Origin of the sequence: Methylobacterium radiodurans (assembly GCF_003173735.1) — a bacterium.
GTDB lineage: Bacteria > Pseudomonadota > Alphaproteobacteria > Rhizobiales > Beijerinckiaceae > Methylobacterium > Methylobacterium radiodurans.
Map to the genome: position 1 here is coordinate 2,269,643 of NZ_CP029551.1, position 13,318 is coordinate 2,282,960.

Annotated in this window: 13 protein-coding genes; 3 read left to right on the forward strand and 10 right to left on the reverse strand. The window is 69.7% G+C overall.

Annotation, left to right across the window (positions count from 1 at the left end; genetic code table 11):
* Window positions 1-350 precede the first annotated feature (350 nt).
* On the forward strand, window positions 351-2,513 hold the full coding sequence (locus DK427_RS10455; RefSeq protein ID WP_245930878.1) for a TonB-dependent receptor: 2,163 nt from the start codon (window positions 351-353) through the stop codon (window positions 2,511-2,513).
* 43 nt (window positions 2,514-2,556) lie between these two features.
* Here DK427_RS10455 and DK427_RS10460 read toward each other — a convergent pair whose 3' ends face one another.
* Together DK427_RS10460 and carA are read right to left on the reverse strand one after the other, a co-directional pair.
* Window positions 2,557-2,934 (reverse strand): hypothetical protein, encoded by a 378-nt coding sequence (locus DK427_RS10460; RefSeq protein WP_109951203.1) that lies wholly within the window; start codon window positions 2,932-2,934, stop codon window positions 2,557-2,559.
* Between the two features lie 107 nt (window positions 2,935-3,041).
* Entirely contained in the window at window positions 3,042-4,283 is a 1,242-nt protein-coding gene (gene carA / locus DK427_RS10465; protein WP_109954101.1) for a glutamine-hydrolyzing carbamoyl-phosphate synthase small subunit, read from the reverse strand.
* A 192-nt stretch (window positions 4,284-4,475) separates the two neighbouring features.
* On the opposite strand from carA, the gene DK427_RS10470 reads away from it, so the two are divergent.
* A complete protein-coding gene (locus DK427_RS10470) occupies window positions 4,476-4,937 on the forward strand; it encodes a GatB/YqeY domain-containing protein (protein ID WP_109951204.1) in 462 nt (153 codons plus the stop codon).
* A 149-nt stretch (window positions 4,938-5,086) separates the two neighbouring features.
* Here DK427_RS10470 and DK427_RS10475 read toward each other — a convergent pair whose 3' ends face one another.
* The 8 genes from DK427_RS10475 to flgF form a co-directional block, all read right to left on the reverse strand.
* The gene (locus tag DK427_RS10475) at window positions 5,087-6,088 is read right to left on the reverse strand and encodes an ABC transporter substrate-binding protein (protein ID WP_109951205.1); all 1,002 of its coding nucleotides are present in this window, start codon (window positions 6,086-6,088) and stop codon (window positions 5,087-5,089) included.
* A gap of 14 nt (window positions 6,089-6,102) precedes the next feature.
* Window positions 6,103-6,888: an ABC transporter permease gene (locus tag DK427_RS10480; RefSeq protein ID WP_109951206.1), complete on the reverse strand. Its 786-nt coding sequence runs from the start codon at window positions 6,886-6,888 to the stop codon at window positions 6,103-6,105.
* A 19-nt stretch (window positions 6,889-6,907) separates the two neighbouring features.
* Window positions 6,908-7,771 carry an ABC transporter ATP-binding protein gene (locus DK427_RS10485; protein ID WP_109951207.1) on the reverse strand — a complete coding sequence of 288 codons (864 nt, stop codon included), beginning with the start codon at window positions 7,769-7,771 and terminating at the stop codon, window positions 6,908-6,910.
* Between the two features lie 174 nt (window positions 7,772-7,945).
* Window positions 7,946-9,007, reverse strand: coding sequence for an NAD(P)H-dependent flavin oxidoreductase (locus DK427_RS10490; RefSeq protein WP_109951208.1), 1,062 nt, complete (start codon window positions 9,005-9,007; stop codon window positions 7,946-7,948).
* Window positions 9,008-9,088: 81 nt separating this feature from the next.
* Window positions 9,089-9,847: a flagellar basal body L-ring protein FlgH gene (flgH, locus tag DK427_RS10495; protein WP_109951209.1), complete on the reverse strand. Its 759-nt coding sequence runs from the start codon at window positions 9,845-9,847 to the stop codon at window positions 9,089-9,091.
* 23 nt (window positions 9,848-9,870) lie between these two features.
* Entirely contained in the window at window positions 9,871-10,869 is a 999-nt protein-coding gene (flgA, locus tag DK427_RS10500) for a flagellar basal body P-ring formation chaperone FlgA (protein WP_109954102.1), read from the reverse strand.
* A 119-nt stretch (window positions 10,870-10,988) separates the two neighbouring features.
* Window positions 10,989-11,780, reverse strand: coding sequence for a flagellar basal-body rod protein FlgG (gene flgG, locus DK427_RS10505; RefSeq protein ID WP_109951210.1), 792 nt, complete (start codon window positions 11,778-11,780; stop codon window positions 10,989-10,991).
* 13 nt (window positions 11,781-11,793) lie between these two features.
* Window positions 11,794-12,534: a flagellar basal-body rod protein FlgF gene (flgF, locus tag DK427_RS10510; protein ID WP_109951211.1), complete on the reverse strand. Its 741-nt coding sequence runs from the start codon at window positions 12,532-12,534 to the stop codon at window positions 11,794-11,796.
* Between the two features lie 276 nt (window positions 12,535-12,810).
* On the opposite strand from flgF, the gene fliL reads away from it, so the two are divergent.
* The gene (gene fliL / locus DK427_RS10515) at window positions 12,811-13,317 is read left to right on the forward strand and encodes a flagellar basal body-associated protein FliL (RefSeq protein ID WP_109951212.1); all 507 of its coding nucleotides are present in this window, start codon (window positions 12,811-12,813) and stop codon (window positions 13,315-13,317) included.
* The last annotated feature ends 1 nt before the right edge of the window (window position 13,318 follow it).

Consider the following 13,318-nt stretch of genomic DNA (forward strand, 5'->3'; position numbering starts at 1 on the left):
GAGGGTGCCGCCCGATGCGCGGCGCCTAGCACGCGGGCCCGACGGGCTCAACGCACCGGAACGCCGGGCCGCGTCGCGCCCAGGGTGTTGCCGACCGGCAACACCCAGAAATGTCCCGCACTGGACGGGGGGCGCATCGGCACGCGGAAGAACAGACGTCCAGCCCTCTTATGAATGGCTTAGCCTGGATATTTGATTCTGACTTAGAATAGATTCAAAAGCGTTCACGGTTTCGTATTGCGGAAGAGAATTGCGCATCCGTGTGCATTCGATATCCGCCGCCCCAGTGACCGGAAGAAGACATCCGCCCGGTCGGAGTCATGACGACTCGCTCTGAAGGGGGCTCGGGAGTGAAGACTGGTATCTGCGCGCTGACGACGGCTCTTCTGGCCGGGACCGCCCTCGCCACCGGAGCGCACGCGCAGGTGCGACCGGGGCCAGTCCCCGAGGCGGAGACGGCCGTAACCCTCGACCAGCTCAGCGTGGAGAACGCGCTCGGGCAGGTGGGGCCCCAGGGCGGCGTCACGGTCGGCTACCTGACGAAGCAGACGCGCACGGCCACGAAGACCGCGACACCGCTGCTCGACACGCCGCAATCCATCACCGTCGTGACGCGCGAGCAGATCACCGACCAGAACTTCCAGAACCTGACGGACCAGCTCCGCTACGTGCCCGGCGTCATCCCGGCGCAGGGCGAGAACAACCGCGACCAGGCGATCATCCGCGGCCAGAGCACGAGCGCGGACTTCTTCGTCAACGGCGTGCGCGACGACGTGCAGTACTACCGCGACCTCTACAACATCGAGCGCGTCGAGGTGCTGAAGGGGCCCGACTCCCTGATCTTCGGCCGCGGCGGCGGCGGCGGCGTGATCAACCGCGTGCTGAAGGAGGCGGACGGCGCCCGCGTCCGACAGATTACCGCCGGTGGCGGGCAGTTCGGCGACAAGCGCCTCACGGTCGATGTCGGCGACCGCTTCAGCGACAGCGCCTTCTTCCGCCTGAACGGGATCTTCGAGGATTCCGGCACCTACCGGCAGTTCGGCGAGCTGACGCGCTACGGCGTCAACCCGACCATGACGTTCCTGCTTGGCCCCCAGACGACGCTGCGGCTCTCCTACGAATACTTCCACGACGACCGCTTCCCGGATCGCGGCATCCCCTCGCAGTTCGGGCGGGCCTACAACTACCGCAACAATATCCGCACGTTCTTCGGCAATCCGGACGTGAACTTCACCAAGGTCGACGCCCACATCGCGACGGCCACCCTCGACCACCTTTTCGATTCGGGCGTCGAGCTGCACAGCCAGCTGCGCTTTGCCGACTACAACCGGTACTACACGAACACACTGCCGGGCAGCGCCGTCAACGCGGCCGGCACCGCGGTCTCCATCACCGGCTACCGCAACGAGACGGACCGAACCAACTACTTCAACCAGAACGATTTCACCTACCGGTTCCTCACCGGCGACATTAAGCACACGCTGCTCGCCGGCTTCGAGCTCGGCTACCAGGACGGCCTCGCCTTCCGGCAGACGGCCTATGTCGGCAACAGCCTCGTCACCAGCGTGACGGTGAACCCGCTGAGCCCGATCACGCGCGTTCCGCTCACCTTCCGCAACAACGGCGGCTCGGACCCCAACGTGCGCTACAACCTCGGCCTCGCCGCGGTCTACGCCCAGGACCAGATCGACCTGAACCCCTACGTGCAGGTCGTCGGCGGGTTGCGCTACGACCATTTCGACTTCGCGGCGCGAAACCAGAACAACGGGGTCACCTATCCGCGGATCGACGATCTCGTCTCGCCGCGGGCCGGTCTCGTGATCAAGCCGCTGCCGAACCTCGCCTTCTACGGCAGCTACAGCGTGTCCTACCTGCCGAGTTCCGGCGACCAGATCGGCAACTTCACGCCGGGCCTCGTCATCGCTCAGCCGGAGCGCTTCCAGAACCTCGAGGTCGGCGCAAAGTACGACGTCACCCCGACCTTTCAGCTGACGGCGGCGGGCTACACCCTCGACCGGACGAATCAGCGCCTGCCGGACCCGAACAACGCGGGCTTCTTCATCCTGTCGGGTCGGACGAACACGCAGGGCTTCGAGGTCGGTGCGAACGGCTACGTCACCGACTGGTGGCAGATCGCGGGCGGCTACGCCTTCACGGATGCGCGCATCGAGAGTGCGACCTCGGCCACGGTCGTGGCCGGCAACACGGTCGGCCTTGTGCCGTTCAACTCGGTCTCGCTGTGGAACAAGTTCGCGGTCACACCGGAATTCTCGATCGGCGTCGGCTACATCTACCAGACGCACACCTTCGCTTCGTCCGACAACACCGTGCGGCTGCCGGGCTATTCCCGCTTCGACCTCGGATTGTTCTATCAGATCAACGAGGCGACGCGGGCACAGGTCAATATCGAGAACCTGTTCGACCGGCGCTACATCTACACGGCCGACAACAACAACAACCTCACGCCGGGGGCACCGCGCACCATCCGCGCCCAGGTCATCGTTCGCTTCTGACACGAACCGGCGCCCCGCGGATGAACCGCGGGGCGCATCGTCCTCAGAGGCCCAGGGTGATGACCGAGACCGCCCGGTCGATCGACAGGTAGAACAGCCCGAAGGCGACCATTGCGGCGGCCGCGAACTCGATCGCGACGTTGCCGAGCGTCTGCGAGCGGCGCAGGATCTCGCGGCCGAAATAGACCGAGAGCCACGCGACGGTGAGCACCACCGGCATCACGAACAGGAAGGACCACGTGCTCTCGACGCGGCCGAGGCCGGCCGGATCAATCAGCGCCCGGATATTGCGCACCCAAGGGGCGCTCACGGAGGCGTAGAGGGCCGTCATCCAGGCCAGCGACACCGCGACACCAAGATGGAAGGTGAAGATGCGGTGCAGGCGCGAGAAATCGTCGCTGACGTCGTCGATCGTGGTCAAGGCGGCCCCCGAGATCAGTGGGATGCCCCGCGACGGTGCTCTGACGTCACCATTCGCGGGGCGCTGAACCCGGAATGAAGGCCGAATCGGCTGTTTCTATGACCTGTTCAGGCCGGATCGGCCTTATTGGCGGTCTCCGGCTTGCCCGAGCGCATCAGCGCGACGAAGCGCTCGAACAGGTAGTGGCTGTCGCGCGGGCCCGGCGAGGCCTCCGGGTGATGCTGCACCGAGAATGCCGGCCGGTCCGTCAGCGTGAGGCCGCAATTCGAGCCGTCGAAGAGCGAGACGTGCGTCTCGACGGCATTCCCCGGCAGGCTGCCGGGATCGACCGCGAAGCCGTGGTTCATCGAGACGATCTCGACCTTGCCGGTGGTCTTGTCCTTCACCGGATGGTTCGCGCCGTGATGGCCCTGGCCCATCTTCACGGTGCGCCCGCCGAGCGCGAGGCCCATCAGCTGGTGGCCGAGGCAGATTCCGAAGGTCGGCACCTTCTCGTCGAGCAGCTGCCGGATCACCGGTACGGCGTACTCGCCGGTCGCGGCCGGGTCGCCCGGGCCGTTCGACAGGAACACGCCGTCGGGCTGGAGCGCCATGATCTCCTCGGCGGTCGTGGTGGCGGGCACCACCGTGACGTCGCAGCCAGCCTCGGCCAGCAGCCGCAGGATGTTGCGCTTCACGCCGTAATCGATCGCCACGACGCGCAGGCCCTCGCCCTGCTGGCGGCTGCCGTAGCCGCCGTTGACCGCCCAGGTGGTCTCGGTCCAGGCCGCGTGCGCGCGGCTGGTCACCGGTGGCACGAGGTCGAGGCCCTCCATCGGGGCGAGCGCGGCGGCGCGGGCCTTCAGGGCCTCGCGGTCGAAATTGCCCTGCGGGTCGTTGGCGATCACCGCGTTCGGCATGCCCTGGTCGCGGATGCGGGCGGTGAGCGCGCGGGTGTCGATGCCGGTGATGCCGACGATGCCGCGGGCCTTCAGCCAGCCGTCCAGATGGCTCGACGAGCGCCAGCTCGACGGCCGCGTCACGGCCGAGGCGATCACCGCGCCGCGCACGCCCGAGGCCGGGGCGGCGTCGAGGCTCTCGAGATCCTCGTCGTTGGTGCCGACGTTGCCGATGTGCGGGAAGGTGAAGGTGACGATCTGGCCCGCGTAGGAAGGATCGGTCAGGATCTCCTGGTAGCCCGTCATGGCGGTGTTGAAGCAGACCTCGCCGTCGGCCACGCCGGTCTGTCCAATGCCGAAGCCCTCCAGCACTGTGCCGTCCGCCAGCACCAGGAGCGCGGTGGCGACGGGCTCGGCCCAGGGCTCGGGCGTGGCTTTGGCGTGCGCGGCGGCGCCTTCGTCTTGCAGCATCGGCGTGATCTCGCTTATGTCCGGTGCCGGATCCGGCGCCTGCGATGAGGCGCGGCGGGCGGCCAAAACCCTCGTGCGGCGCTCTTAGCGAGCGGCCCGCGTCAGGGTCAATGTGGCGCGCCCGCCTTCCCCGCTCAACACCCGCGCCGCGCAGGGCCGACGCCCGTTTTTCGTATCACAGGAGACAGTTCGATGCTGCGCGCGCGCTTCACCGCCGAGATGAAGGAGGCCATGAAGGCCGGCGAGAAGGACAAGCTCGCCACGATTCGGATGATCCAGGCGGCGCTCAAGGACAAGGACATCGCGGCGCGCGGCCTGGGCAAGGAGGCGGTCTCCGACGAGGAGATCCTGGCGCTCCTGCAGAAGATGATCAAGCAGCGCACCGAATCGGCCGGCGTCTACGAGCAGGGCGGGCGTCCGGAACTCGCCGCGAACGAGCGCGCCGAGATCGCCGTGATCCAGGGGTTCCTGCCCCAGCAGATGGACGAGGCCGAGACCAAGGCCGCGATCGAAGCAGCGATCAGTGAGACGGGCGCCGCCGGTCCGAAGGACATGGGCAAGGTGATCGGCGCCCTGAAGGGCAAGTTCGCCGGCCGGATGGATTTCGGCAAGGCCAGCGGCCTCGTGAAGGACGCGCTCGCCGCCAAGGGCTGAGGCAGCAGGCGGCGCGAGGGCCGCGGATCCCTTCTCACCGCCGCTCCGGCTAAGCCTCCGCTTCCCGCAGGCACGACAGGCTTCCTGCGGGCCTCTCCCCGCACGCGGGGAGAGGGGGGAGCCGCACCCTCAAGCGGCCGCAAGCCCGCCTACTCCATCGCGCGCTTGACGAAACGGTCCTCGAAGGTCTTGCCGAGGTCGATCTGCGCGCCCTGCAATTCGGGGTCGAGGGTGCGGACCAGTTCCAGCACGCTGCTCATGCCGTCTCGGCTCGGGATGCCGGTGCGTGAGTAGGTCGCCAGAGAGTTCTTCACCGCCTGCACATAGAGCGCCCGGTCGCCGAAATGGTAGGCCGGCGGCACGAGGTCGGCGATCTCCTCGGGGCTCGCGGTGGCGAGCCACTTCAACGCCTTGCCGAAAGCGTTCACCACCTTCTGGGTGCCCATCGCGTGGCGCTCGATCCAGTCTTGCTTGGTGTAGACGACCGCGGCCGGGTTCGGGCCGCCGAAGAGCAGGCGCGTGCCCTCGTCGGTGCGGGTATCGACCAGAACCTTGATGTCGCCGTCCGCCTCCAGCTTCGCGATGACGGGATCGAGATGCGAGACCGCGTCGATCTCGCCCTTCTTCATCGCCGCGATGGCGCCGGCCCCGCCGCCGATGCCGATGAGGGGCGCGTCGGTGGCCTTCAGCCCGGCCTTGATCATGGCGTACTGCACCGCGAGCGCGGTCGAGGAGCCCGGCGCCGTCACGCCGATCTTGCGGCCCTTGAGGTCGGCCACGCTCTTGATCGTGTCGACGAGGTCCTTGCGCACGCCGATGACGATGGCGGGCAGCCGGCCGAGCTCGCACACGGCCCGCACGTCCTGCCCCTTGGCCTGCATGCGCAGCGTGTGCTCGTAGGCGCCCGTGACCACGTCGACCGAGCCGCCGATCAGCGCCTGGAGCGAGCGGGCGCCGCCGCCGAAATCGTTGATCTCGGCGTCGATCCCCTCTTCCTTGAAGAAGCCCTTCCGCTCGGCGATCGTCAGCGGCAGGTAGTAGAGCAGGGGCTTGCCGCCGACGCCGATGCGGACCTTCACCACGTCGGCGCGGGCGGTGTGACCGAGGCCCAGCACTGCTGCGGCGCCGAGGAGGAAGCTGCGGCGTTGCATCGGATAAGATCCTTTCAGCCTTGGCCGCCGGCTTGCGGGCGCCAGACGAGGAGACGGTTCTCGATCAGCGTGACGAGTGCGTCGATCACGATGACGAAGACGGTGAGGATCAGCATGCCGGCGAAGACGCCGGTGACGTCGAACACGCTCTCGGCCTCGTGGATCTTGTAGCCGAGCCCCGCCGACGAGCCGAGATACTCGCCCACCACCGCGCCGACGAGTGCGAAACCCACGGCCGTGTGGAGCGAGGAGAACATCCAGGTCAGCGCCGAGGGCCAGTAGACGTGGCGCAGCAGGCCGCGCTCGCTCATGCCCAGCATCCGGGCGTTGTTCAGCACTACCGGGCTCACCTCGCGCACGCCCTGGTAGACGTTGAAGAACACGATGAAGAACACCAGCGTGAAGCCGAGCGCCACCTTCGACCAGATGCCGAGGCCGAACCAGAGCGCGAAGATCGGCGCCAGTACCACGCGGGGCAGGGCGTTGGCCGCCTTGATGTAGGGGTCGAACACTGCCGCGAGCAGCGCGTTGCGGGCGAACAGGAAGCCGAAGGCGATGCCGCCCGCCGCCCCGAGCACGAAGGCCAGAACCGTCTCCTGCAGGGTGATCCAGAGATGGCCCCAGATCTCGGGGGTGAGCATCTCGGCCCAGGCGCGCGAGAGCACGGCCCCCGGCGTCGAGAAGAAGAACTGGATCTGCCGGGTCTCGCCGAGGATCGGGTAGGCGGTGAAGACGTGCCAGAGTCCGAGGCCGACGAGGCCGACGCCGATCTGGAGCGCGAGGAGCACGAGGCGGTTCACCGGCTGTCTCCGGGGCGCATCAGGCCGGGCCGCTGGCATAGGCGCGCGAGACCTCGACCCGCAGGCAGGACCAGATCTCGCGATAGAGATCGTGGAATCGGGGCTCCAGCCGGATCTCGCTGATGTCGCGGGGCCGGGGGAGCGGCACGGGGAAGTCGCCGACGATGCGCGCGGCGGGGCCGGCCGAGAGCACGATCACCCGGTCGGAGAGGGCGATCGCCTCCTCGAGGTCGTGAGTCACGAAGATCACCGCCTTGCGATTCTGCGCCCAGAGGTCGAGGAGCAGGTTGCCCATGATCTGGCGGGTCTGCGCGTCGAGCGGCCCAAATGGCTCGTCCATCAGCAGGATCTCGGGATCGCGGATCAGCATCTGGGCGAGCGCCACGCGCTTGCGCTGGCCGCCCGAGAGCATGTGGGGGTAGCGGTCGGTGAAGGTCGCGAGCCCGACCCGGCCGAGCCAGGCGCGCGCCCGCTCCAGCGCCTCGGCCCGGCGCACGCCCTGCGGTTCGAGGGCGACCGCGACGTTGTCGAGCGCCGTCTTCCAGGGCATCAGCGCGTCGGCCTGGAAGAGGTAGCCGGCCCGGCCGTTCAACCCGGCGAGCGGCTCTCCGAAGATGTCGACCCGGCCGGCGGCGGGCTTCAGGAGCCCCGCGGCAGCGTTGAGGATCGTGGACTTGCCCGAGCCCGTGGGCCCGACCACGGCGACGAACGCGCCGGGCGCGACCGCGAGGTCGATGCCCTCCACCGCGACGTAGCGCTGAGCGCCCTTCTTGCCGCCCTTCAGGGTGAACGCGATGGTGACGTCGTCGAGGCGCACGGCCGCCTGCCGAGGCGTCGCCGTCGCGTCCACCGTCCCGGCCGAGCCGTGCCGGCTGCCGTCCATCCGTGTTCTCCCGTGGCCGTCACCCGTCCCTTGGTCCTGACGGCCTTGGCGCCCTTTCTCCCCGAGCGGGCGCGTGAGATCAATCGCGCGCCGCGCGCTGCGGCGAGACAGAAACGTCCCCACCAACCGGATTTTTTCGCATTCAGCGCGGGATGAAACGGGCTGTGCGAAGCGTCAGCGCAGCCGGTTCGCGCCCTCGGCGAGCACGCGGGTGAGGGCGGCGGCGTCCCGGATCCTGGCCAGCGCCGCGCCCTGGCCGGCCCAGAGCGGCGTGAAGTCGCCCGAGCCCCCGGCCTCGGCCGCCGCGCGCAGCGGCTGCAGCGCGACGGCCGCCCGCGGGAAGGCAGGCGCATCGGGTGCGATCGGTCCGAGCTCCCGCATCGCCCGGTTGCGGATGCCGCGGGCGGGACGGCCTGTGAAGACCGTGGTGAGCGCCGTGTCGGCGTCGCCCGCTTCCGCTAGCGCGCGGGCGTGGACCGGCGACAGCCCGGCCGCCTCGCAGGCGAGGTAGGCGGTGCCGACCTGCACCGCGGATGCTCCGAGCGCGAACGCGGCGGCCGAGCCACGGGCATCCGCGATGCCGCCCGCCGCGATCACCGGCAGGTCCACGGCGTCCACGACCTGCGGCACCAGGGCGAGCGTGCCGACTTGGCCGGCGAGGTCGTCCGTCAGGAACATGCCGCGGTGACCGCCGGCCTCCACGCCCTGCGCGATGACGGCATCGACCCGGTGTTCGGCGAGCCAGCGCGCCTCGGCGACCGTGGTGGCGCAGCCCAGGACGCGGCAGCCCGCGGCCCGCACCCGGGCCAGGAGGTCCGGCTCGGGGAGCCCGAAATGGAAGCTGACCACCGGCGGGCGCAACTCCGTCACGATCTCGGCCATGGCTGAATCGAACGGCGCGCGCTCCGGCCCTGGCGCGACCGCCGCCGGATCGAGCCCGAGCGCGGCGTAGGCCGGGGCGAGGCGGGCAGCCCACGCTGCTTCCCGCTCGGGATCCGGCGCGGCGCGGCGGTGCGCGAAGAAGTTGAGGTTGAACGGCCGGTCGGTCCGCGCCCGCAAAGCCGCGACCTCGGCGCGGATCTGATCCGGGCTCATCGCCGCGCAGGCGATCGAGCCGAGCCCGCCGGCCGCGCTCACCACGACGGCGAGCGCCGGCTTCGGCCCGATCATCGGAGCCTGGATCACCGGGTGCTCCAGGCCGAAGCGCTCACAGAACGCGTGACGCGGATCGCTCATTGGTCCCTCGTCGAATCGAAAGATGGACGAGGGATGCACCTTTTCCGGCCGCCGCGCTACCGCGCGGGGGCGCGGCCCGCCTCAGAACGGCAGCAGCACGTCGATCACCTGCTGGCCGTAGCGGGGCTGCTGCACGTCGGTGATCTGGCCGCGGCCGCCATAGGCGATGCGGGCCTGGGCGATCTTGGCCGAGTCGATGGTGTTGTCGGACTCGATGTCCTCCGGCCGCACCACGCCCGCCACGATCAGCTCGCGCACCTCGAAATTGACCCGTATCTCCTGCTTGCCCTCGACCACGAGGTTGCCGTTCGGCAGCACCTGCGTGACCACCGCCGCGATGTTGGTGGTGACCGTCTCGGCCCGCTGCACTGAGCCGGCGCCGTCGCTCGACGTGTTGGAGGTGGCGTTGAGCAGCTTGTCGGCTGCGATGCCGGCCGCGGCCACGCCCGCGTTCTTCTCCAAGCCGAAGGCGTTCGGCAGGCCGAAGCCCTCGCTGTTCGAGCGCGAGCGCTTGGTCTCGTTGTTGAGATTCGCCCGGTCGGTGACGTTCACCTTCACGGTGACGAGGTCGCCGATGCGGGCGGCGCGCTGGTCCTTGAAGAAGGCGCGCGAGCCGGTGCGCCAGAGGGAGTTCGGCGCGTAGGAGACCGGCTGCACGTCGGGCATCGGCATCCGCACCGGCTTGTAACCGGGCTGGCTCGTCGGGTCCTCGATCGCGGACAGAGCCGGCTGCGCGCCGATCTGAGAGAGTCGGTCGGCGGTGTTGCAGGCGCCGAGCCCGGCGCAGGCGAGCGCGAGGAGCGGGAGGCGCAGGGCGGAGCGGGTCACCAGGCGGGTCATGGGCTCGAACCGGCGTGTCAGGATCAGCGGAGGGCGGTGGGGCCGGGCAGGGCGGCGCTGGCCTGACGCTGCGGCGCGGCCGGACCGACCGAGACGCGCCCCTGGCCCACGACGATCGCCTGCAGCACCTTCTTGGAGACCGCGTTGACGACGGTGACGACGGCGCCGAGCCGGCCGGGCTCACTCGCGATGCCGCGCATGGAGAGCGTGATGCCGGGCGCCTCGTAGAGGATCGTCACCATCTCGCCGCGGGCGACGAGTTCGGGCGGCGCCGTGTCGCCCGTGCGCAGGACCGTGCCGGCGCCGAGCGCGCGCTGCGCCACCTCGCCGATGGCCGGCTGGGCGAGTGCGTCCTGCGGCGCGCCCTCGCGCGGCCGGCGCTCCAGCGCGAAATCCGTATCCGAGAGGCGCTCGCCGCGCGTCACCGCCCGGGTGAGGATCGCGACCTCGCGCAGCTCGACGGCGACACCGGTCACCCGCAGGCTCGCCTGGCGCTCGCCGAGGCTGATCAGCGCCGCGAACCGGCGGGTGCGCGGTTCGTATGTGAGGTCCAGCGCCGCGACCTGCCCGTCGAGGTCGGTCGGCGCCAGCAGCACCGGCGCCTCGCCGTCGAGGCGCACGTTGAGCATCTTCGCGTCGAGGGCGAAGCCGGTCTCCAGGCCGCGCTTCAGCGCCGCCTCGATCTCGGCCGGCGTCACGCGACGGGCGGCGCGCTGCACGCTGACCTGCACCCGGCCGCCGGTCTCCACCGGCCCGAGCCCGGCCGTGGCGGCGGCGTCGATGATGCGCCGGGCCTGGATGGTTCCGGTGGCGCCCAGAGCTGGCGCGCGGAAGAGCGGGCGCGCCGCCGCCGCCTCGGGAGCGTTCTCCACGAGGTCGCCGAGGGTGAGCACGTCCCCGCGGGCGGTCACGTCGCCACGCAGGCGCATCGGCGCGTCGGCGAGCGCCGGCAGCGCGTAGACCCCGACCATCGCGAGGGCCGCGAAGGCGAGCCCGGCGCGCAGGACCACGGCGAAGCGCATCGGCACGGCGCGCGAGGGAGGGCGGCGCACGATCGGCCTCAGGTCGGCGAAGTCGGCCTGGTCCTCGGCCGAGGTCGCGTAGGCGGTTCCGGAACGGTCGGTCATGGCGCGTCCAGGGATCAGCTGCGGAACATCTGCGAGGTGGTGGAGAGCATCTGGTCGGCGGCGGTGACGACCTTCGAGTTCATCTCGTAGGCGCGCTGCGCGGCGATCAGCGACGAGATCTCGGTGACGGCGTTGACGTTCGCCTCCTCGAGATAGGATTGCTGGAGGTTGCCGAAGCCTTCCGTGCCGGGCACGCCGTTGATCGCCGGGCCCGAGGCCGCGGTCTCGACGAACAGGTTGTCGCCGATCGATTCGAGGCCGACCTTGTTGACGAAGCGGGCGAGCTGGAACTGACCGAGCTGCTGCGGGGCGGTCTGGCCAGGCAGGGTCGCCTGCACGGCGCCGGTCGCGCTGATCTGCACGGAGGTCGCGGTGTTGGGCACCGTAACGCCCGGATCCACCAGGTAGCCGTCGCGGGTGACGAGCTGGCCCTGCGCCGAGAGGTCGAAGGAGCCGTCGCGGGTATAGGCGGTGCGGCCGTCCGGCATGGTGACGCGGAAGAAGCCCTCGCCGCGCACCGCGACGTCGTATTCCTTCTCGGTCGAGGTCAGCGTGCCCTGGGCCATCACCCGGGCGGTCGAGCTCGTCTTCACGCCGGAGCCCACCGCGAGGCCGGCCGGCAGCTGGGTGTTCTGCTCCGAGGTCGAGGAGCCGGCGCGTCGCAGGTTCTGGTAGAGCAGGTCCTGGAAATGCGGTTGCTGGCGCTTGTAACCGGTGGTGCGCAGGTTCGCGATGTTGTTCGAGATGACCTGGACGTTGAGTTCCTGGGCCGCCATGCCGGTGGCGGCGGCGTAGAGGGCGCGCATCGCTCAGACTCCCTTAGGCGACGTCGGCGAGGCGGCGGATCGCCGTGCCCCGGAGGTCGTCGAGACGCGTGATCATGCTGGAGACCGTCGCGTAGGTGCGGTTCAGGTCCATCAGCCGGGTCATCTCGACGACAGGCCGGACGTTGGAGCGCTCTAGCGCGCCGGGTTCAAGTCGGGCCTCGAGGCCGGCGGGCCGGGGCGCCGCGATGGAGGCGTAGAGATTGCCGCCCTCGCTCGTCAGGCGCTGCGGATTGGCGAAGGTGACGAGCCGGAGCTTGCCCCGGACGCCGAAATTCGTGGAGACGGTGCCGTCCGCGCCGATGGTCAGGCCGGTCTCCTGCGCGTTGATCGCGATCGGACCGCCCTCGCCGAGCACCGGGTTGCCGTCGCTCGTCACGATCTGACCCTGCGCATTGATCTCCAGCGCGCCGTTGCGGGTGTAGCGCTCGCCCTGCGGCGTCTGCACCGCCAGGAAGGCCTCGCCGCGGATCGCCACGTTGAGCGGGTTGCCCGTCTGCTCGATCGCCCCCTGCGAGAGGTTGAGCACGGTGCCCTGGTCGATCACGTAGGAGACGCGCCGGTCCGAGCCCGTGAAGCTGTCGGCGCTCGCCACCGGCATCAAGTATTCCTGGAAGCGGGTGTCCCGGGACTTGAAGCCCGTGGTCGAGACGTTCGCCATGTTGTTGGCGATGACGTCGAGCTGGCGCTGGAGCGCGGCCTGGCTCGACACACCGACGAAGAGAGCGTTCTGCATCTTTGGACCCGGGACGTGCCGCGGGGGGCGGCCCTGTCCACAGCGCATCGCTCGTGCCAGCGGCGGCCAGGAAGAAGATGCTTTCTGAATCAGTGGGTTGGCGCGGGGCGCCCGCCGTCGCCGGCCCGGCCCGAAGCGCCCGGCGGCAAAGGCGACCCGGCAGTTCTTGCCGCCTTAACGGCGCGTTAACCGCGTTCGCCGGATATCGGAGGACACCGGCCGTCCACCGTCAGGATGCGTCGGCTAAGTCCCGACTCTTCGCCGGATCCGACTCGCATGGCCAAGAAGCCCAAGAAGGCGCCCGCCGCGGAGGGCGAGGCCGGCGCGGCCGAGGCCCCGAAGAGCCGTAAGAAGCTCTTCATCGCGGCCGGCGCCGCGGCGCTCCTCGTGCTGGGCGGGGGCGGTGCCTTCGTGATGAAGAAGCGCGGCGCCGAGGCGCAGGCGGCGCACGCCGACGAGCAGAAGCCCGTCGTCTTTCTCGACATGCGCGAGATGATGCTGAACCTCTCGTCCGAGGCCGGCTCCGGCCAGGAGCGGGCGAAGTACGCCAAGCTCCGCATCACGCTCGAATTGAAGGACGCCAAGGTCGAGGGCGAGGTGAAGCCCCTGATGCCGCGCGTGGAGGACACCCTGCAGGTCTACATGCGGGAGCTTCGTCCGAGCGACCTCTCGGGCTCCGTGGGCCTCTACCGGCTGCGCGAGGAATTGCTGCGCCGGGTCAACGTGGCGATCTACCCGGCCAAGGTCGAGGCCGTGCTCTTCAAGGACGTGATCATCCAGTAGG